This window comes from Streptomyces tibetensis, assembly GCF_007655005.1.
Taxonomy (GTDB): domain Bacteria; phylum Actinomycetota; class Actinomycetes; order Streptomycetales; family Streptomycetaceae; genus Streptomyces; species Streptomyces tibetensis.
Window position 1 is genome coordinate 36,671 of sequence record NZ_SZVW01000011.1, and the last position, 19,201, is coordinate 55,871.

Consider the following 19,201-nt stretch of genomic DNA (forward strand, 5'->3'; position numbering starts at 1 on the left):
GGTAGGGGGGGCAGCGGGCGCAGGCTCGTCCTGCTGCCCCCCCCGCAGGGTGCGAAGTTCCTCGGCGAAGTGCTGACGTGGTTCCTGGCTGCGGCGGTGATGACGCGTCGTTGCGGCATAGGGCTGACTCCCCTCCGAAAAGCTCGCGTGGACGGCGTGGAAGATGTGGAACGACCGCCGGGGCACAGGGAAGCGCGAACCCGTTCACGGCTTGATCGTCCCCAGGCGCCGGCCCGCCATCACCACCCGACCCAGGCGCCCCGTTCGATCAGACCACCCTCGTGATCGATGGAGATGCGGCTCCGCAGGGGCGGGCAGGCCAACCACGTTGAGACCACCTGCCATGTTCCCGCAAACCCTCACTTTGCCTGCCATTGACGGCGACTTGACTTGGTGCGGAACTGATCAGATTAGTGTCAGGAGGTTGGCATGTGCACAGAGTGAAGTACGGGGGCGGGTCGCGTGTCGAACCTGGCGAAGGAAGCCGCATCCATGAACAAGGCGGCGTCGGGGCTGCGTCATGTCGGGCACCACACGGCGAAGCCGTTGCAGGAGTTCAAGGCCCAGTCGCACGACCTGTCGGCGCTGGGTGCCCTCGGCTCCCTGCTGAGTGCGACGGAGGAGATACGGGAGGGCATGGCCACCCTGGCCAAGCTGACCGGGCAGCTGGAGGACGAGTGGGAGGCGGAGGCGAAGCTACTGGGCGAGATATCCGACGCCTTCGACCTGCTGGATCTGCTGCTGGCTGCCGCGGCCCGCGCGAAGAAGGGCTGAGAGCTCCGTGGTGGACCTCAACCCCCTGCATTACGTCAACAAGTTCAACCACATGTTCGGCGACACGCTCGCCAGTGGCCTGGAGTTCCTCGGTATCACCGATCCGGCGGTGGATCCGGACGGGGTGCGGGAGATCGCCAAGAAGTGGCGGCACCTGGCCACCGGCCTGGACGACGCCGCGGAGGGGGCGCGCAAGGCGCTGGCGGATGTGGAGTGGGAGGGCAAGGCCGCCAAGGCGTACAACAAGAGGGCCAAGGCTGCCCGCAAGAGCGCCACCGAAATGGCGCACTCCCTCCGCGAGGGAGCCAAGGCGCTGGACGACTTCGCCGACAAGGCGCACGAGCTGCTGTCCGAGATCGGCGTACTGCTGGCGGAGATCGTCGAGTTCGAGATAGCAGGCCTGGCGTTGGACGTCCTGACGCTGGGGGCGTCGTCGGTGGCATCGACCCTGATGGCGGGTGAGCGGGCGCTGAAGGTGGTGGCGCTGATCGCCCGGATCGAGAGGGAGGGCACCGCGCTCGCGTCCGTGATCCGTGGGGTGATGGAGGTCATCCGGGGTGTGGAGCGGACGCTGAAGACGCTCAAGGAGATCCGGGGCGTGGCGTCGGTGGCCAAGATGGCCAAGGAGGGCATGAAGTTCTCGGCGTTCGCGACGCTGCTGGAGGATCCGGGTGCGTTCAAGGATCCGGACAAGCTGGCCGGCATCCTCGCCGAGGGCGCGCTGTTGGGTGTCGGCTTCGGCCTGCTGGGCAAGGCGTTGGGCAAGGGGCTGAAGGCGCTCAAGCCGGCCGAGCTGGCAAAGCTAAGTAAGGCGTTCAAGCTGAACTGCGCCACCTTCGAGCGCCTGAAACTGAACCCGGGCTACAACAAGCTGCCCGCCTCGATCCGCAACATGATCAAGAAGTTTGTGCGGGACCCGATCGACGTGGCCACCGGCGACATGGCCCTGCCCCGGGTGGACGTCGAACTGCCGGGTGTTCTCCCCCTGGTCCTGGAGCGCACCCATATCTCCTCGTACCGCTTCGGCGGCTGGTTCGGCCCCACCTGGACCTCCACCCTCGACCAGCGGGTCCAGGCCGACGAAGACGGCTTCGTGTACGCGGCCGCGGACGGCGCCCGCCTCTGCTTCCCGGTCCCGGACCCGGAGACCAACGAGCCCGTCCGCCCGGAGACACCTGGCTCACGCCTCCTGCTGTCCTGGGACACGGAGGTCGACGGCGCGGTCCGCGTCACCGACCCGGGCACCGGACTGATCCACGTCTTCCACTCACCAGTCGCGGCAGCGGACGACGAGGCCGTCGACCTGCCGCTCCAACACATCCAGGACCGCAACGGCAACCGCATCACCGTCCTCTACGCCGAGGGCGACATCCCGTCCGCGGTCGTGCACTCGGGCGGCTACCGCATCGAGATCGACCGTCACAACGTACTGTCCCGCATCACCGGCCTGCGCCTGCTGGACCCCGCGGCCCCGGGCCGACCCGGCACCACGCTGCTGACCTTCGGCTACGACGAACAGGGCCACCTGACCGAGGAAATCAACTCCTCGGGTCTGCCGATGCGCTACACCTACGACGCAGAGGGCCGCATCACCTCCTGGACCGACCGCAACAACACGACGTACTGGTACACGTACGACGAGCACGGCCGCGTGATCGCCACCGGCGGCACCGGCAACGCCCTGGCCTCTACCCTCGCCTACGACGACGCCACCCGCACCACCCGCGTGAGCGACTCCGTCGGGCACACCCGCGTCTACGAACACAACGAGGCCCTGCGTCTGATCCGCGAAACCGACCCGCTCGGCAACGTCACCCGGCAGGAATGGGACGAGGAGCTGCGACTGGTGGCGGTGACCGACCCGCTGGGACAGACGACGCGCTACACATACGACGAGCACGGCCGTATCACGCGCGTGACGCGGCCGGACGGCGCCCGTTTCTGCTGCGAATACAACGCGCTGGGGTTGCCGACGCTGGTGAGGGAAGCGGACGGTTCGCGCTGGATTCACCAGTACGACGACTCCGGCAACCCTGTGGCCGTCACCGACCCCGCCGATCGCACCACGCTCTTCACATACGACGGTTCCGGCGGCCTCACACGCATCACCGACGCTCTCGGCCACTGCACCGAGATCCGCAACAACAAGGCGGGCCTGTCCGTCAAGGTGACCAATCCTCTGGGCGCGGTGAACACCTACGAGCGCGACGTGTTCGGGCGGCCCGTCGTCCTCACGGACCCGATGGGCGCGCGGACCCGCCTCGAGTGGACCGTCGAGGGCAAGCCGACCCGCCGCATCGCGGCCGACGGGGCGAAGGAGTCATGGCTCTATGACGGCGAGGGCAACTGCACGCAGCACACCGACGCGAACGGTGGCGTCTCCCGCTTCGAGTACACCCACTTCGATCTGATAGCGGCCCGCATCGGACCCGACGGCGTACGACACGAGTTCATCTACGACACCGAACTCCGCCTCACCCGGGTCACCAACCCGCAGGGCCTCAGCTGGGACTACGTGTACGACCCGGCAGGACGGCTGACATGCGAGTCGGACTTCGACAACCGCGTCCTCACCTACACCCACGACCCGGCAGGACGCCTCCGAACCCGCACCGACGCTCTGGGCGAGGTCATCCGTTTCGAGCATGACCCGCTCGGCCGGATCATCCGCAAGGATGTCGACGGCGCGGTCACCACCTACGCCTACGATCTCAGCGGCCAACTGCTTCGGGCGGTCGGCCCGGATGCGGACCTCACGCTGGAACGCGACGCTGTCGGACAGGTGTTGTCCGAAACGGTCAACGGCCGAAACGTTCTCTACCGATACGACGCCCTGGGCCGCCGCACGCACCGCACCACCCCGACGGGAGCAACCAGCCGCTGGGACTACGACGCGGGGGGCCGTCGGATCGGGCTGGTGACAGCCGGACACACGCTCCGCTTCGCTTACGACCCGGACGGCAGCGAGGTGACCCGTCACCTCGATGGGGCCATGAGCCTGACGAATACCTACGACGGCATGGGTCGCCTCGCCTCGCGGTCCGTGGTCGACGGCACCGGCCGAATCGTTCAGGCACATGCCTACGCCTACCGGGCCGACGGAAACCTGATCCGGCACGACGACCGGTTGAACGGCACACGCGCCTTCGAGCTGGATGCCGCAGGCCGCGTAACGGCTGTCCGCGGCCAGGATTGGACCGAGCGGTACGCCTACGACGAGGCCGGAAACCAGACCGAAGCCGCATGGCCGACCGCCCACCCCGGCCAGGAGGCGACAGGTTCCCGCGTATACGCGGGAACCCGCATCACCCGCGCCGGAAACGTCCGCTACGAACACGACGCCCGAGGACGTGTCGTCCTGCGTCAGAAGAGACGCCAGTCCCGTAAGCCCGACACCTGGCGCTATACCTGGGACGCGGAAGACCGGCTTGTCTCCGTGGTCACGCCGGACGGCAGCCTCTGGCGCTACCTTTACGATCCACTGGGCCGCCGCACAGCCAAGCAACGCCTCGCGGCGGACACTGAAACGGTCGTCGAGCAGGTCGACTTCACGTGGGACGGCACGACCCTCTGCGAGCAGAGCACCGTCTCGGCCGCCCAACCGGATCCCGTCGTCCTCACCTGGCACCACCAGGGCCTCCAGCCCGTCGCCCAGGCGGAACGCATCACCGCCGCCGACGCGCCTCAGGAAGAGATCGACGCCCGTTTCTTCGCCATAGTCACCGACCTCGTCGGCACACCCACCGAACTGGTCGACGAGCACGGCGACATCGCCTGGCGTACACGCAGCACCCTCTGGGGATCAACCGCGTGGGCTTCGGACAGCACCGCGTACACGCCTCTTCGCTTTCCCGGCCAGTACTTCGACCCCGAATCCGGCCTGCATTACAACCACTTTCGTCATTACGATCCCGAGACGGCGCGGTATCTCAGCCCCGACCCGCTGGGTCTCGCGCCTGCACCGAACCCCAACACGTACGTGGACAATCCGCACGCCGCGACAGATCCGCTGGGGCTGGCTCCGAACGCCTGCACCTATGAGGTCGAACAGGTGCCTGAGGGCGAGATCACATCGTTGTTCCACTACACGAACGAGAAGGGATACAAAGGCATACTCGAGAGCGGCGAGCTCCGCCCGTCCCTCAAGGAACACAACCCGAAGGATGCCAGATTCGGTGACGGCCAGTACTTGTCGGACATCGGGCCCGGCACGAAGACGCCTGGCCAACTGTCGTTCGCTTTCCTTCGCGTACCCTGGGCGGGTCAGAAGTTCAGCCACTACATCGAGGTAGATGTGCGCGGCCTTCAGGTGATGAGGTCCGTTGAGCGACCGGACGTCTTCGTCATACCAAACCAGGGCCCCCTGGACATTGCGGGACGCATCGTCAACCATGGAAAGAGCTAGCTCAGTGGATTACTGGAAGGTGCACTGGCTGCACGATTTCGATGTCGAGCCAGTCACTCTGTTCAGCGAGATCGGCGAAGACGGATACGAAGTCCGTAAGATCCAACGGTATCGGGATGGACGTCTCCTCAAGGCGGACTCGTCTCACGAAACCGGTGAGATCGGGCTCAGTGAAATCCCTGTCGGCCCCATCGAAGCGGTCGCGGCCCAACCGGAGTTCTCTGCATTCGTCATCAGTCGCGATGAATTCGAGGACGTCTGGAATCGCGCCCACTTCGGTGGAGAGCGGTAGGGCCGACGCTCGTCCAGGGCGCGGCCGCGCGTGTCGAGGACCTGGACCACCTCTGGACTGCCCCGCCTCTCGCCCTCCTCCGTCTTGCCGAACAGGGACCAGTCCCAGCCCAGCGTTCCCCGAGCTGCCGCAGGCTCGTCCCGCTGCCCGCCCTCAGGGTGCGCAGTTCCTCGGCGAAGCGCTGACGCGATTCCTGGCTGCGGCCGGTGATGACGCGTCGTTGCGGCATACGGCCGGCTCCCCTCCCTCCGGGCGCGGGGAAGCACGACCCCGTCCACGGGCTGGTCGCTCAGATCCCGGCGCATCTTCGTAACGCCGTCACTACGCAGCGTCATTCACCCCAGCACGTGACGAGGACGACGGCCGAGGAAAGGCCCCGGCTAGGTCCCGGCAGTGGGAGAGGCCGTGCGGGACACCGCCCGCGACCGGCTCGGCCGGGTCATGGGCCGCGTGGAGATGACGACGCACAGCACCGGGAAGCGGACCGCACCGCGGCGATAACCCCCCGATAACGGCCCCTCCTACCTTCTCTAACTGTAGGAATGGCCGCACCAGAAGGGGGGTGCCCCATGGAGTTTCTGGTCCTAGGGCCGGTGGAGGCTGTAAGGGACGGCGAGCGGGTTGCCCTCTCGGGGTCCAAGATTCACACGGTGCTCGCCGCCATGCTGCTGGCGCAGGACCGGGTCGTGTCCGACGCGCGGCTCAGCTCACTGCTGTGGGGCTGGGATCCGCCGGCGACGGCGAGCGCGCAGATCTACACGTACATGTCCCGGCTGCGCAAGCAGCTGGGCGACGAGGCCGAGATCGTGCGGCGGCCTCCGGGGTACGTGCTGCGCGCTCCCGGCGCCCTGGTCGACCTGGTCGAGTTCCGGCGGCTGGAACGGGACGGCCGGCGGGCGCTGGCGGAACGGCGGTTCGAGGAAGCCTCGGAGTCGCTGCGCCGGGCGCTGCGTCTGTGGCGGGGGCCGGCCCTCGCGAACGTCACCGAGCACCTGCTCGACGCCGAGCTGGCGCCGCTGGAGGAGGAGCGCATGCTCGCCCTGGAGTCCCGGATCGAGGCGGATCTGGAGCTGGGGCGCCACGAGCAGGTGACGGCGGAGCTGACCGGGCTGGTCGCCTCGTTCCCGGTACGGGAGCGACTGCGGGCCCAGTTGATGACCGCGCTGTACCGGTGCGGCCGGCAGGCGGACGCGCTGCACGTCTACTACGAGGGGCGCGGCGTCCTCGCCGAGCAGCTCGGCATCGACCCCGGCGAGGTGCTCGGCTCGACGTATCAGGCCGTGCTGGGCGGAGAGTTGGGGCTCGGGCGGACCGCCGGGGCGCGAGCCGGGCGGACCGGTCCGGTGCCCTCGATGCTGCCGGCCTCCGACGGGGAGCTCGTCGGACGGCAGGACGAACTGCGGGCCCTGCGCGGGCGGCTGGGGCACGAGGAGCCCGCACAGCGGCGCATCCTGGTGACCGGCATGGCCGGCATCGGCAAGACCGCGCTCGCGGTACGGGCCGCCGCCGAGAACGGGGAGCACTTCCCCGACGGGCTGCTCTTCGCCGAACTCTGCGGCTCGGACGGCGCCCCGCGGGCTCCGCGCGCTGTACTCGCGCAGTTGCTGCGGGCGCTCGGCGAGAGCGACCCGAACCTGCCCGCGGGCGATCTGGACGAGCTGGTACGGCTGTACCGGACGCGGACCGCCGGCCGGCGGCTGCTGCTGGTGCTGGACAACGTCTTGGGCGATCGGCAGCTCGCTCCGCTGCTGCCGGCCGGGCCGTCCGCCGTCCTCATCACCAGCAGGCGGCGGCTGGCCCGGGTGACGGCGGGCGACACGTTCGCGCTGTCGTTGCTGGACGAGGACGCCGGCCTCGACCTGCTGGCCGCCCGCGCGGGACGGCAGCGTCTGCTGGAGGACCCGGACCGGACCGAGGACCTGGTGGCGTACTGCGGCGGGCTGCCGCTGGCGCTGGCCATCGCGGGCGCCCGGCTGGCGGCCCGGCCGCACTGGACGGCGGCCCGGCTGGCCGACCGGCTCGCCGGCCCCGCCGGCCGGCTGGCCGAACTCGCCTTCGGCGACCTCGACCTGAGCCGGGTCCTGGGGTCCTCGGTGGAGCAGCTCGGGGCGGTCGAGCGGTCGGTGTTCGGGGCGCTCGGCGGATCGGACGGCGAGCCGTTCTCCGCGCGGTGGGCCGGGGACCGGCTCGGACTGTCGGAGGACGCGGCGGAGAACGCCCTGGAGTCCCTCGTCGACGCCGCGCTCCTCGAACTGTCCGGACTCGACGACCACGGACAGCCGTTGTACCACTGCCACGAGCTGGTACGGCTGCTCGCGGCGGCGGCTCCGTGGGAGCCGCCGGGACCGCGGGCAGAGCGGGAGCAGGCGTCCGCGCCGGTCCTCGCCCCCACGGCCCCGCGGGGCACGCCCGTCACCGGGGCGGGGTGAGCGGGCCGTGTCGCTGTCCCTGTTCCTGTGCCTGTACGTGGCGCTGCCCGTGTGCGTGTCCCTGTACGCGGTCTCCTGCTCGGCTTGCCCCCGCACGGGGTGTCCGGTGAGCCGGACACGTCACCACGCCCCGCGGGCGCGGGCGCGGGTGAAGCCGGGGCCGGCCGTCAGCAGGGCCGGGGCGATGATCTCCTGGGCGATCCGCCAGGCGTCGGAGACGACGCGCTCGCGCGGGGGCCGCGGGGACTGCGTGACGGCCAGCGCGGTGACCGACCAGACCGCGGCCACGGCTGCGGCCGCGCGGACGTGGGGCGTCGGGCGGGCGGGGCGGATACCGGTGCCCGAGACGTCCATGCGCAGACCGAGCTCGGCGGCCTGGCGGTGCTGCGCGGAACGGGCCATACCGGCGTCGGCGTGGACGAACACAGCGGGCGACAACGGGTGTTCGTAGGCGGCGCGCACCCAGGTGGAGAACCGCAGCCGCTCTCGGTTCTCCCAGCCGCCGGGCGCGGAGGGGCCGGGGTCGATCCGCTGGACGGCCTCGGCGAGGGTGTCGAAGTACGCGGTCAGTTCGGCCGCGGACAGGTGGCCGGTGCGGGGCCCGCGGAGTGTGGTGTCGAGGTCCGCGGGACGGGCCGGCGTGGCGACTGATTCCGTGGTCATGATGCGTGACGTCCTCTCTCGAAGTGCGGTCGGGACTGCGGCAGGAGCGCGGGGTGCCGGGGGTGGGCCACCGGGACCGGTCGGGACGGCGGCAGGAGCGCGGGGTGCCGGGGGTGGGCCGCCGGGACCGGTCGGGACTGCGGCAGGGGCGCGGGGGGCCGGGGGTGGGCCACCGGGACCGGTCGGGACTGCGGCAGGAGCGCGGGGTGCCGGGGGTGGGCCACCGGGTCACGGGCCGGTGGGCGGGTGGAGGTGGACCGGGCCGCGGGCCGCGGGGCCGGCCGCGCGGGCCAGGGCCACCGCGAGGTGGCCGGTCAGGCGCAGGTCCTCCACGGTCCACTCGGTGGGGCCGCCGATGCCGTGGTGGGTGACGCGCAGCGGGCCGTCCCGGTCGGGATGGGTCTCCAGCTGGTCGAGTTCCGTGCCGACGAGGCCCACGCCGACCGCCTTGACGACGGCCTCCTTGCGGGTCCAGACCCGGTGGAACGCGGCGTGCCTGGCCGGGCCCGGCGCCATGGCGTCCAGGTGGCGCCGCTCGGCCGCGGTCAGCACGGACCCTGCGAACAGGGTCTCTCGCACCGGGCGCAACGCCTCCGCGTCGACACCGACGGCGAGGCCGGCGCCGACCACGAAGACGCCCCAGCCGGCCGTGCGGCTCAGGCTGATCGCCAGCGGGAGCGGGGGGTGCACCAGCAGCGGCGGGCCGTGGTCGTCCGCGCCGCAGCCCGGGCAGCGCCGGTGTCCCAGCCGGGCGGTGGCCGGGGAGATGCCGAGCAGTTCGCCCAGCGCGCGGCGGGCTCCGGCCCGGGTGCGCACGAACTCGGCGGCGTCCCGTTCGGCGAGCATGCCGAGGGCACGCCGGAACTCCTCCGTACCCAGCAGCGCGAGGTCGGCGGGGTCGACCCGCTCGGGGCAGCGCCACCACCACACGTGCGCCTCGCCTCGGGCGATGATCCGGTCGACGGCGGCGGCCGGGTCCGCGCCCGGGTCCGCGCCGACGCGCGCGCCGGGGCGGACAACGCCGGGAGCTGCGGGGACGTCGTCGCCGAGGCAGGGGTCCGCGCCGGCGGTAGGCTCGCTGTCCCGCTGAGCGACGTCGCCGCGGGCGTCGGCATCCCTGCCGGGGTGGGCAGCTGCGTCAGCGGCACGGGCCTCGCCGTGGCCGGCATCCTGACCGGCGGTGCCGGCCTCACCGGGGTCGGCCGCCCCGCCCGGCCAGGTGCTTGCATCCCCACCGGGCCGACCCCTCGCACCGGCGATACCACCCTCCCCAGGCCGTCCTCCCTCACCAGGCCGGCCCGCCTCACCACGCCGGCCCGCCTCCCCAGGCCGGCCCGCCTCGCCGAGCAGGGGCCGCTCGCCAGAGCGGGGCCCTTCGCCGGGCCGAGCCGCACCCGGCGCTCCTGCTCCCCCGGCTGCCGCGCCCGGACCCGTCCCTCCGCTCCCCCGAACCCGCGCAGTGGTGTCCGTGGTGGTGCGGGGCTCCTCTTCCGCCCTGCCTGGAGCGTCCGTCCGGCTTCGATCGCGTGGGAGTGTCATGTCCCGCGTCTCCTTTCCGCGCCCGTCCGCCGCGGCGACCGGGCTGTTCGGATGTACTCAGATGTGTACGGTCACTGTTCTCGAGCCTCCTCCTCAGGACTATTGACGGCCTATACCGACGCCCCATAGGGGCGCGATAGGACGGGCTTCCAGAATTGCCCCGGAAATTGCCGACAACCTGAGGAAACTCTCCTATGACTCAGATTCAGATGCTGGGTCCGGCCGCTTCGAACACGGTGGCCGGGTATGAACTCAGCGAACGGGAAAGGGAGCAGCTGGTGGCCCTGACCCGCCGGCTGACCGGCCCGGGGCATCCGCTCATCGACAGCTCCGGGTGGCTGGGCGCGGCCCTCGCCGCCTCCTCGTTGATGCCTCGTACGCTGTTGGCCACGCTGCGCGCGTTCCGGCACGATCCTGGCCGGGACGGGGTGCTGCTGCTGCGGAACCTTCCGGTGGTGGCGGGCGATCCGCTGCCGCCGACGCCGAGCGTGCCGCATTCCGTCGAGCGCGTTCCGACGACCGCCGCCTCCGTCATCACCTCGCTGATGCTGCAACTCGGTGAGGTGATCTCTTTCCGGAGCGAGAAGAACGGCGCCCTGGTGCAGAACGTGGTGCCGGTGCCGGGCCGGGAGGATTCACAGAGCAACGCCGGTTCCGTACTCCTGGAATTGCACGTGGAGAACGCCTTCCACGACAACCGGCCCGATTACGTGGGGCTGCTCTGCATACGGGAGGACCCGACCGGCGACGCGAAACTGTGCACCTCCTCCGTCCGCCGCGCGCTGCCGCTGCTGTCGGAGGAGGCGCGCCGGGTGCTGGCCGAGCCGCGGTTCCTGACCGAGCCGCCGCCGTCGTTCGGCGGCCTCGACAGCGTCCGGTCGGCGCACCCGGTGCTGCTGGGTGACCCGGAGGACCCCAACGTGCTGGTCGACTTCGCCGCCACCCACCCGCTGGACGACCCGGCGAAGGCGGCGATGGCGGAGCTGCGGGACGCGTTCGTCGAGACGATGACCGCGCACCGGCTGCGGGTCGGTGACTTCGCCGTCGTGGACAACCGGGTCGCGGTGCACGGCCGTACCTCCTTCGTTCCGCGCTACGACGGCGCGGACCGCTGGCTGGAGCGGGTCTACGCGCACCTGGACAACCGCCGCAGCCGGGTGGACCGCAAGGGCGGTGGCGCAGTTCTGGACTAGGCCAGGACGGCGAACCACGGCTGAAGGGCCGGCCCCGAGGGGCCGGCCCTTCAGCCGTGGGTGCCGCGGCGGTGTGCCGTCACTGGCGGGAGCCGATGACGTCCGCGGGGCGGCCGGTCAGCGACAGCCGGCCCGGTACGACCGTCGCCAGCAGGGCCAGGAGTCCGGCGAAGCCGAGGACACCCAGGTACATCCTCGGGTCGACGGAGGGTGCCGCGGCGCCCGTCATGCCGATGCTGAACGCGGTCAGGACGGCGAAGGCGATGCCGCTGCCGAGCGCCGCGGCGATGAGCACCACGACCAGGGACTCGATGCGCAACATGCTCATGACCTGCCGGCGGGTGGTGCCGACCAGGCGCAGCAGGGCGAACTCGCGGAAGCGGTCGGAGACCGACATGGCGAGCGTGTTGACCACGGCGATCGCGGTGAACGCGATGATCAGCCCCATGGCGACGTAGTTGACCTCGGCGTTGGACTGCTGCACCTCGGCCTGGAGGTCCTCGACCTGCCCGCGGTCCAGGACGCCGACGCCCGGGAACGCGCCGACGGCCTTCTGCAGCTGCTCGCGGCCCACCGTGCCGTCGTCGGCGGTCTGGACGAGGACGGAGGAGGCGAGCGGGTTGTCGACGTGCCGCGCGAGAAGATCGTGGGCCATGGTCAGGTCGCCGAAGCCGAGTCCGCGGGCGTAGACGGCGGCCACCTTCAGGGTGACGACGGTGCCGTCGCCGAGGGTGATCTTGAGGGAGTCGCCGGGCTTCTTGCCGAGGTGGTCGGCGGCGACCTCGCTGAGCGCGACGCTGCGGGTGCCGAACCCGGCCAGTGTTCCCTCGGTGACGTCCGGGTCCCAGTTCTTGCGCAGGCCGTCCGTGGACAGGCCCTGCGAGGGGTACTTGTCGAGACCGACACGGACGCTGGTACGGACCACCTCGGTGATCGCGGTGACCCCGGGGGTGGCGCGCAGGGCGTCGGCGGCCTGCTCGGGCACGCCGGGGCCGGAGGAGGCGACGACCCAGTCGGCCCGGTTGCCGTCCTCGGCCTGGGCCGAGGCGGCGTCGCCCATCGTGGTCTGCACGAACAGCACCGTGCAGGCCATGCCGATGAGCAGGGCCAGCGGGGTGATCGCGGAGGCCATCCGCTTGGTGTTGGCGCGGACGTTGGCCGTGGCGAGGTGGCCGGCGACGCGCGAGGCGCGCAGCGGGACGCCCAGGACCGCGACGGCGAGCCGGGCGATGACCGGGCCGAGCAGGGCGACCGCGACCGCCAGCACCACGACGGTCAGGAACGTCACCGGCGTGGACGCCGGTTCGGTCTTCAGCACGCTCAGCACGGCCAGCAGCACGACCCCGCCGGCCAGGGTGAGCGCTCCGGCGAGGAAGCGGCCCCAGGCGAAGCCGGTCCGCTCCATGGCGGATTCGGCGAGCGCCTCGGCGGGCCGGATACGGGCGGTGCGGCGGGCGGAGATGCGGGCCGCGGCCCAGGCGCCCAGCAGGGCGGCGCCGACGGCGGCGGCGAACGGGAAGAAGCTGAAGGTGACCTCCAGGGTGTCGGGGATGGTGCCGAAGCCGACGAACTTGTGGTGCAGCCAGTACGCGATCGGCAGTCCGGCGGCCGCGCCGAGCACGCCGGCGAGCAGACCGACGATCAGGGCCTCGCGACCGATCAGCTGCCGTACCTGCTTGGGGGTGGCGGCGATGGCGCGCAGCAGGGCGAGTTCGCGGTAGCGCTGCTGGATGGAGAGGGCGAAGGTGCCCACGACCACGAGGATCGCGACCAGCAGCGACGTGCCGCCGATGGCGCCGCCCATGGAGACGAGCTTGATGCGGGCCTTCGCCGCGTCCAGGAACTCGACCGGGCCGCGGTCGCCGCCGGTGACGACCTGGGCGGTGGTGCCGTCCAGTGCCTTCTTCACCTGGTCCGCCAGTTCGGCGGTGCCGACGCCCTTCGCGGGCAGCACGCCGATCGCGGTGATCTGGCCGTCGCGGCCGGAGAGCCTCTGGGCCTCGGTGGTGGCGAAGAACAGCGAGGTCTGCTGCTTCAGGTCGCCGCCGGTGGGTGCCGCGATGCCGGTGACGGTGTAGGTGCGGGGGGCGTCGGTCGACTGCACGGTGAGCTTCGAGCCGGTCTTCAGGCCGGTGCGGCCGGCGAGTTCGCGGTCCACGACGACGTCGGCGGCGGACGCGGGCGCGGAGCCGTCGACCAGCGTGAACGGGGTGAGGGCGGCCGAGGCCCAGGCGTGCCCGTAGGAGGGCTTGCCGTCGACGCCCTGGACGACGCGGCCGTCGGGATCGACCGCGTACGCGGGGAAGGTGATCTCGGGTACGACGGCCCGGGCGCCTGGCACCTTCTCCAGCGCGGTGACGGTGGAGCCGGGCAGCCAGACGCGTTCGGCGAGCGGCTTGGCCTTGTGCTTGGTCTTGGTCTTGCCCTTCTTCTGCTTGACGGTGGTCTGGTGGACGTTCTGGTCGCCGCCGACGATCACCGGGGCGGCGGCGTACCGCTCGGTGCCGATGGTGCCGCGCAGGCCGGTCTCCAGGAGGATGCCGCAGGCGGTGACCAGGGCCGCGGCGCACATCAGCGCCAGGAACGCGCCGATGAATCCGCCCTTGCGCGCCTTGAGGGTCTGGAAGGCGTAACGCAGCATCAGGCCCACGCTCCCAGGTGTGTCATCCGGTCCGCGACGCGCTCGGCGGTCGGGGCGTGCATACGGTCGGCCAGGCGGCCGTCGGCGAGGAACAGGACGGTGTCGGCGTACGAGGCGGCGACCGGGTCGTGGGTGACCATGACGACGGTCTGGCCGGTGTCGTCCACGCAGGACCGCAGCAGCGAGAGGATCTCCTTCGCCGTGACGGTGTCCAGGGCGCCGGTCGGCTCGTCGCCGAAGATGACGTCGGGGCGGGTGATCAGGGCGCGGGCGATGGCCACCCGCTGCTGCTGACCGCCGGAGAGTTCGGCGGGGCGGTGGCCTGCCCGGCCGCCGAGGCCGACGCGGGCCAGGATCTCCTCCAGCCACCGCTTGTCCAGGCGCTCGCCGGCCAGCCGCAGGGGCAGCTCGACATTCTGGCGCACGGAGAGGGACGAGATCAGGTTGAACGCCTGGAAGACGAAGCCGATGCGCTGGCGGCGCAGCTTGGTCAGCTGGGTCTCGTTCATCCCTCCGAGTTCTGTGTCACCGATCCAGGCACGGCCGGAGGTCGGCTTGTCGAGGCCGGCGGCGCAGTGCAGGAAGGTCGACTTGCCGGAGCCGGACGGGCCCATGACCGCGGTGAACGAGCCGCGCTCGATGCCCACGGAAACGCCGTCGAGGGCCCGGACGCCACGGCCGTTCCTGCCGTAGACCTTGCTGACCTCGTCCAGCCGCAGGGCATGGCTCCGGGTGACGGTGCCGCTGCGCGGCTCGGTGTTGGTCCTCTCGGTCATCATGCGTGACCAGTCCTCTCCATCCATCGTCGCGTGGGGCGTGAGCACCTCCGCCGACAGCGGAAAGTGCATCGGATCGAACCTGGCCGTCCGATCTATATCGGCCCTATGGAAACTGCCCGTACGGGTGGATCGGTGCATGGGTTTCGGTCGATGACGCGGAGAATCGTCCGAAAGTGGCGGGTGCGATGACTGTGGCCGGACCGGCTGCGGCGCCCGCCGGTGGTGGCCTTCGGCCGGACCGGCGGGCGCCGTTGGGGGGGGGTCGGCCGCGCTCCTGTCAGGTGCGGCACCGGGTCCAGCGCAGGATCAGCGTCACTGTTACTGCCGCGGCGCTTGTCATGTAGGCGGCCACGACCCAGGGGGCCGGGGGGCGGCCTGCTGCGAGGCCGTGGGCCAGGGCGGCGGCCCAGGCGGCGTAGGAGGCTCCGTGGAGAACGCGAAACGGGCGGATCCAGCGGCGTCGCGCGAAGGTGCCGCGCCAGATGCCGGTGGCGAGGGCGAGCAGGAAGAGGTGGCAGGCGAGGGTGCCCAGGCCGACCAGGGCGTCGCCGCTGCCCCAGCCGAGTGCGGCGGCCCCGGCGTCCACCCGGCCGCCCGCCACCTTCACGCCGATGTGGGTCAGCAGCGCGCCGACGCCCACCGCGCCGGCCGCGCGGTGCAGCCGCTGCGCGTGCGCGCGGACCGGGCGCGGCAGCAGTCCGCGCAGGGCGGTGGCCAGGCCAAGCACGACGGCCACGGAAAGCGCGACCAGGGCGATGACGCCGGCCATCCGGTCCAGGACGTCGCGCAGGGTGCCCGCGGCGAGCACGCCGGTCAGCAGGGCGGCACCGGCCACGGCGAGACCGCCGCCGATCAGGGCGGCGCCGGGGGGCGGGGTGTGCGGGGGGCCCTTGCGGACAAGCGACGGCTCGGGGGGCGGGGTCAGGACCGGGCTGGCGGTGCCGACGGTGTGGGTCATCGTTTCTCCCTCGCGGGAATGTCGACCGGACGGTTCCCGGCCTCCGCCGGGGAGGGCCGGGGGCCGGGAACCGTGGTGCCCCGGGAGCCGGGGGACGCTCCCAGGGGTGGGCCGTATCGACGGGTCGATACGGGGTCAGGTGGGCGGATGGACGTGGACCGGGCCCAGCGGGCCGGCGGACGGGCGGGACAGGGAGGCCGACCAGGGGCCCGGCAGGTGCAGGTCCTCGACGTGCCAGGTCGTGGTGCGCTCTCGGTGCACGTGGCGCACGGTCAGCGGCCCGTCCGTGGACGGGTTCACGTCCAGGGTGTTCAGCGGCATGCCCATCAGTCCCAGGCCGACCGCCTTGACGACCGCCTCCTTACGGGTCCAGGCCCGGTGGAAGGTTCTGGTGCGCTCCGGGCCCTCGGCGAAGGAAAAGATCTGCTCGCGTTCGTTCGGCGTCAGGACCAGTTCCGCCAGTGCCGCGGACTCCACCGTGCGGTACGCCTCCACATCGACGCCCACCCAGTCACCCGCCCGGACCGCCAGCACACCGCAGCCGGTGGTGCGGGACAGGCTGACCGCGAGCGGGACGGGCGGCCGGACGACCGCGGGCGGACCGTGTTCGGCGTCGCCGCAACCGGGGCAGGTGCGCCGGCCGAAGCGGACCGACTGCGGGGCCACGCCCAGCAGCTGTGCCACCGCCCGGCGCGCGCCCGCCCGGGTGGTCGTGAAGGCCGCCGCGTCCCGCGCCGCGTGGAAGCGGCGGGCACGGGCCCGTTCCGCCTCGTCCAGCAGCGCGAAGTCGACCGGGTCCACGGCCTCGTTCAGCGGCCACCACCACACGTGTGCCGCGCCGTTCTCCCCCAGCCGGGCCACCACCGTGCGTGCCGTCTCCGGCACGTACACGTCGCTGATGTCCGCCGCGTGATCGATGTGTGCTGCGGCCGGGGCCGATAGCGATGCCATCTCTCCTCCTCTCTTCTCGTCACGGCCGGTCTCAGGCCAGTCCGTTGAGGCGCAGGAGGAGTTCCTTCACCTCGGTGGCGTGGTAGCGGTCCCGTTCCTGGACCGGGTCGGAGCACAGCAGCAGCGGCGCGTCCCGGTCGTCGGAGGGCAGCCGTCCGTGGCTGCCCCTGACCAGGCCGGGATCGAGCGGCACCACGGTCAGCGGTGCGCGCATCCCGGCCTTCTTCCGCAGCACGGTCAGTGCCGCCTTCGCCTTCACCGCCGGGATCGACGGGTCGAAGAAGAGCTCGGCGGGGTCGTAGCCCGGCTTGCGGTGGATGTCGACGCCGCGCGCGAAGTCGGGTGCGCGGGCGTCGTCGAGCCAGTAGTAGTAGGTGAACCAGGCGTCCGGTTCCGAGACCACCACCAGCTCACCGGAGTTGGGGTGGTCGATGCCGTGGTCGGCCTGCTGGGTGCGGTCCCAGATCTCGTCGACACCGTCCAGCGCCTTCAGCACGTCCCGCACCCTCGGGACGTCGGTGGGGTCGGCCACGTAGACGTGCGCGGCCTGGTGGTCGGCGACGGCGAACGCCCGCGAGGTGTGCGGGTCGAGGTACTCCATGCCCCGCTGGGTGGACACCGAGAGCAGTCCCTCGCGGCGCAGGGCGCGGTTGATGTCGACGGGCCGGCTCACCGCGCTGATGCCGTACTCGCTCAGCGCGACCACCGTCGTGCCGCGCTCCCGCAGGTCGGCGAGGAGCGGGGCAAGGGCCGCGTCGGTCTCCCGGGCGGCGCGGACGGCCTGCGGGCTGTCCGGGCCGTACCGCTGGAGGTCGTAGTCGAGGTGCGGGACGTAGACGAAGGTGAGGTCGGGGCGGCGGCGGTCGACGACGTACCGGGCGGCGCCGGCGATCCAGCGGGTGGAGGCGATCGACGCGGTCGGCCCCCAATACTGGAAGAGCGGGAAGTCGCCCTGTGCGACGGTGAGTTCGTCGCGCAGGGAGGCGGGGACGGTGTAGCAGTCCGGGGACTTGCGGCCGTCGTGGTGGTAGACGGGGCGGGGGGTGAGGACGGTGTCGACGTCGGCGCCCATCGCCCACCACCAGCACAGGTAGGCGGTGGAGTGCTCCGGGTCGCGGCGGCGGGCCGCCTGCCAGACCTTCTCGCCGTGCACCAGCCCGTTGTGCTGGCGCCACATCATGACCTCGCCCTGGTCGCGGTGGTACCAGCCGTTGGCCACCGCCCCGTGCTCGCGCGGCAGCGACCCCGTGGTCAGGGTGGCCTGCACGGTCGCGGTGACGGCCGGGAAGACCGTGTCCAGGCGGGCGGTGAAGCCCTGTTCGCCGACCGCGCGCACATGCGGCATCTCGTCGAGCAGCCTCCGGGTCAGGCCGACCGTGCACAGGACGGCGACCTGCCGGCCCGTCCGGTCGCCGGTCACGACGTCACCTGCGTGAGGCCCAGGGCCGTCAACTCGTCGCGCATCCAGGTCATTTCGGCGGCCAGTCCGGTCACGAGGGCGTCGTCGTGGTGGCCGGGCAGCACGGACCAGGTGTAGGTCTCCACCTCGACGTGGTCGGTGATGGCCCGCTCCCCCGCGAACAGCGTCCGCAGGGTCGCGCGCAGCACCTCGCGGGTGCCGGCCAGCGGTGGCGGGGGCTCCTGATGCAGGGGCACGTGGTAGTGGATGCGCCAGGGCGCCCGGCCCGGCAGCGCGCCGGCGAGCGCGCCCCCGAGGTCGTCGCAGGCCAGCAGCGTCCCGCCGGGGCCCGCCTCCCTGGTCTGGTGCAGGAACCGCCGCTCCGCGAAGGGTGCGAGCACCTCCCGTACGGAGTCCTGGGCGGGGTCGGGGACCTCCAGCGCGGTGGACGCCTGGAGTTTGACCACCGGGACGCCCGCCTCGTGCAGCCGGGCCAGCGCGGCGGCCGGTTCCTCGTGGGCGACGGCGAGGTGGCAGGCGTCGAGGCAGACGCCGATCCACTGCGGGTCGGTACCGGCCAGCACGTCGACGGCCTGCTCGGTGGTCTCCGCCACGCAGCCGGGCTCCGGTTCGATGCCGACCCGTATGGTCTTGCCGGTGTCGGCGGCGATCTGCTTGAGCCCCTCCGCGAGCGCGTCCAGTTGCCGGGCCGCGGTGGTGCGCTGCGCCGAGGTCCACACGGTGCGCCAGGCCAGCGGCAGGGTGGAGATCGAGCCGCGTGACGTGCCCTCGGGCAGCAGTCCGGCGAGCACTCGGGCCAGGTTCAGCGTGTACTCCAGACGGGCCGGTTCCGACCAGTCCGGGTAGTACACGGCCCGTTTGACGACGGGCGCGTGGAAGCCGCGGTAGGGGAAGCCGTTGAGGGTGACCGTCTCCAGGCCGCGGGTGCTCAGCTCGCGGCGCAGCCGGGCCACGCCGGCCGGGTCGGCGGCCAGCGCGCCGGCCGTCTCGGCGGGCAGCCACAGGCCGATGCCGATCAGCCGGGCACCGGCGGCGACGCGCACCGGTTCGGCGTACGCGGCGAGCTGGCCGACGATGCCGTCGAGGGTCTCGGCGGGGTGCACGTTGGTGCAGTACGCCAGGTGGACGGTGCTGCCGTCGGGGTGTCGAAAGCGCAT

General features: G+C 71.8%; 13 protein-coding genes and 1 pseudogene. 5 read left to right on the forward strand and 9 right to left on the reverse strand.

Translation table 11 applies throughout. From position 1 onward, the window contains the following. Nucleotides 1-492 precede the first annotated feature (492 nt). The 3 genes from FDO69_RS19475 to FDO69_RS19485 are packed head-to-tail and all read left to right on the forward strand — an operon-like array spanning nucleotide 493 to nucleotide 5,471. Nucleotides 493-774: a hypothetical protein gene (locus FDO69_RS19475; RefSeq protein ID WP_104781133.1), complete on the forward strand. Its 282-nt coding sequence runs from the start codon at nucleotides 493-495 to the stop codon at nucleotides 772-774. Between the two features lie 7 nt (nucleotides 775-781). After that, nucleotides 782-5,179 (forward strand): HYD1 signature containing ADP-ribosyltransferase family protein, encoded by a 4,398-nt coding sequence (locus tag FDO69_RS19480; RefSeq protein ID WP_159030625.1) that lies wholly within the window; start codon nucleotides 782-784, stop codon nucleotides 5,177-5,179. 4 nt (nucleotides 5,180-5,183) lie between these two features. Continuing rightward, nucleotides 5,184-5,471 (forward strand): DUF6881 domain-containing protein, encoded by a 288-nt coding sequence (locus FDO69_RS19485; protein WP_104781134.1) that lies wholly within the window; start codon nucleotides 5,184-5,186, stop codon nucleotides 5,469-5,471. Between the two features lie 32 nt (nucleotides 5,472-5,503). Here the strand turns inward: FDO69_RS19485 and FDO69_RS42070 are convergent. Continuing rightward, nucleotides 5,504-5,700: pseudogene (locus FDO69_RS42070) on the reverse strand (helix-turn-helix domain-containing protein); the annotation flags it as partial. 340 nt (nucleotides 5,701-6,040) lie between these two features. Here FDO69_RS42070 and FDO69_RS19495 point away from each other — a divergent pair. Continuing rightward, on the forward strand, nucleotides 6,041-7,900 hold the full coding sequence (locus FDO69_RS19495) for an AfsR/SARP family transcriptional regulator (protein ID WP_104781135.1): 1,860 nt from the start codon (nucleotides 6,041-6,043) through the stop codon (nucleotides 7,898-7,900). Nucleotides 7,901-8,020: 120 nt separating this feature from the next. Here the strand turns inward: FDO69_RS19495 and FDO69_RS19500 are convergent, their stop codons facing one another. Both FDO69_RS19500 and FDO69_RS19505 read right to left on the reverse strand, forming a co-directional pair. Next, entirely contained in the window at nucleotides 8,021-8,563 is a 543-nt protein-coding gene (locus FDO69_RS19500) for a hypothetical protein (RefSeq protein WP_104781136.1), read from the reverse strand. A 228-nt stretch (nucleotides 8,564-8,791) separates the two neighbouring features. Further along, nucleotides 8,792-9,493: a 4'-phosphopantetheinyl transferase family protein gene (locus FDO69_RS19505; protein WP_234388005.1), complete on the reverse strand. Its 702-nt coding sequence runs from the start codon at nucleotides 9,491-9,493 to the stop codon at nucleotides 8,792-8,794. Nucleotides 9,494-10,296: 803 nt separating this feature from the next. On the opposite strand from FDO69_RS19505, the gene FDO69_RS19510 reads away from it, so the two are divergent. Next, nucleotides 10,297-11,295, forward strand: coding sequence for a TauD/TfdA family dioxygenase (locus FDO69_RS19510; RefSeq protein WP_104781137.1), 999 nt, complete (start codon nucleotides 10,297-10,299; stop codon nucleotides 11,293-11,295). A 79-nt stretch (nucleotides 11,296-11,374) separates the two neighbouring features. On the opposite strand, the gene FDO69_RS19515 is transcribed toward FDO69_RS19510, so the two are convergent. The 6 genes from FDO69_RS19515 to eboE form a co-directional block, all read right to left on the reverse strand. Beyond that, entirely contained in the window at nucleotides 11,375-13,936 is a 2,562-nt protein-coding gene (locus FDO69_RS19515; protein WP_234388006.1) for an FtsX-like permease family protein, read from the reverse strand. Then, nucleotides 13,936-14,715 carry an ABC transporter ATP-binding protein gene (locus FDO69_RS19520; protein WP_104781330.1) on the reverse strand — a complete coding sequence of 260 codons (780 nt, stop codon included), beginning with the start codon at nucleotides 14,713-14,715 and terminating at the stop codon, nucleotides 13,936-13,938. Before FDO69_RS19520 ends, FDO69_RS19515 begins: the two co-directional genes overlap by 1 nt. Nucleotides 14,716-14,992: 277 nt before the next feature. Continuing rightward, on the reverse strand, nucleotides 14,993-15,673 hold the full coding sequence (locus FDO69_RS19525) for a ferric reductase-like transmembrane domain-containing protein (protein ID WP_104781139.1): 681 nt from the start codon (nucleotides 15,671-15,673) through the stop codon (nucleotides 14,993-14,995). Between the two features lie 135 nt (nucleotides 15,674-15,808). Further along, a complete protein-coding gene (locus FDO69_RS19530; protein ID WP_104781140.1) occupies nucleotides 15,809-16,624 on the reverse strand; it encodes a 4'-phosphopantetheinyl transferase family protein in 816 nt (271 codons plus the stop codon). Nucleotides 16,625-16,655: 31 nt separating this feature from the next. Further along, on the reverse strand, nucleotides 16,656-18,044 hold the full coding sequence (locus FDO69_RS19535) for an alkaline phosphatase family protein (RefSeq protein ID WP_104781141.1): 1,389 nt from the start codon (nucleotides 18,042-18,044) through the stop codon (nucleotides 16,656-16,658). After that, nucleotides 18,041-19,201 carry a metabolite traffic protein EboE gene (gene eboE, locus FDO69_RS19540; protein ID WP_104781142.1) on the reverse strand — a complete coding sequence of 387 codons (1,161 nt, stop codon included), beginning with the start codon at nucleotides 19,199-19,201 and terminating at the stop codon, nucleotides 18,041-18,043. Before eboE ends, FDO69_RS19535 begins: the two co-directional genes overlap by 4 nt.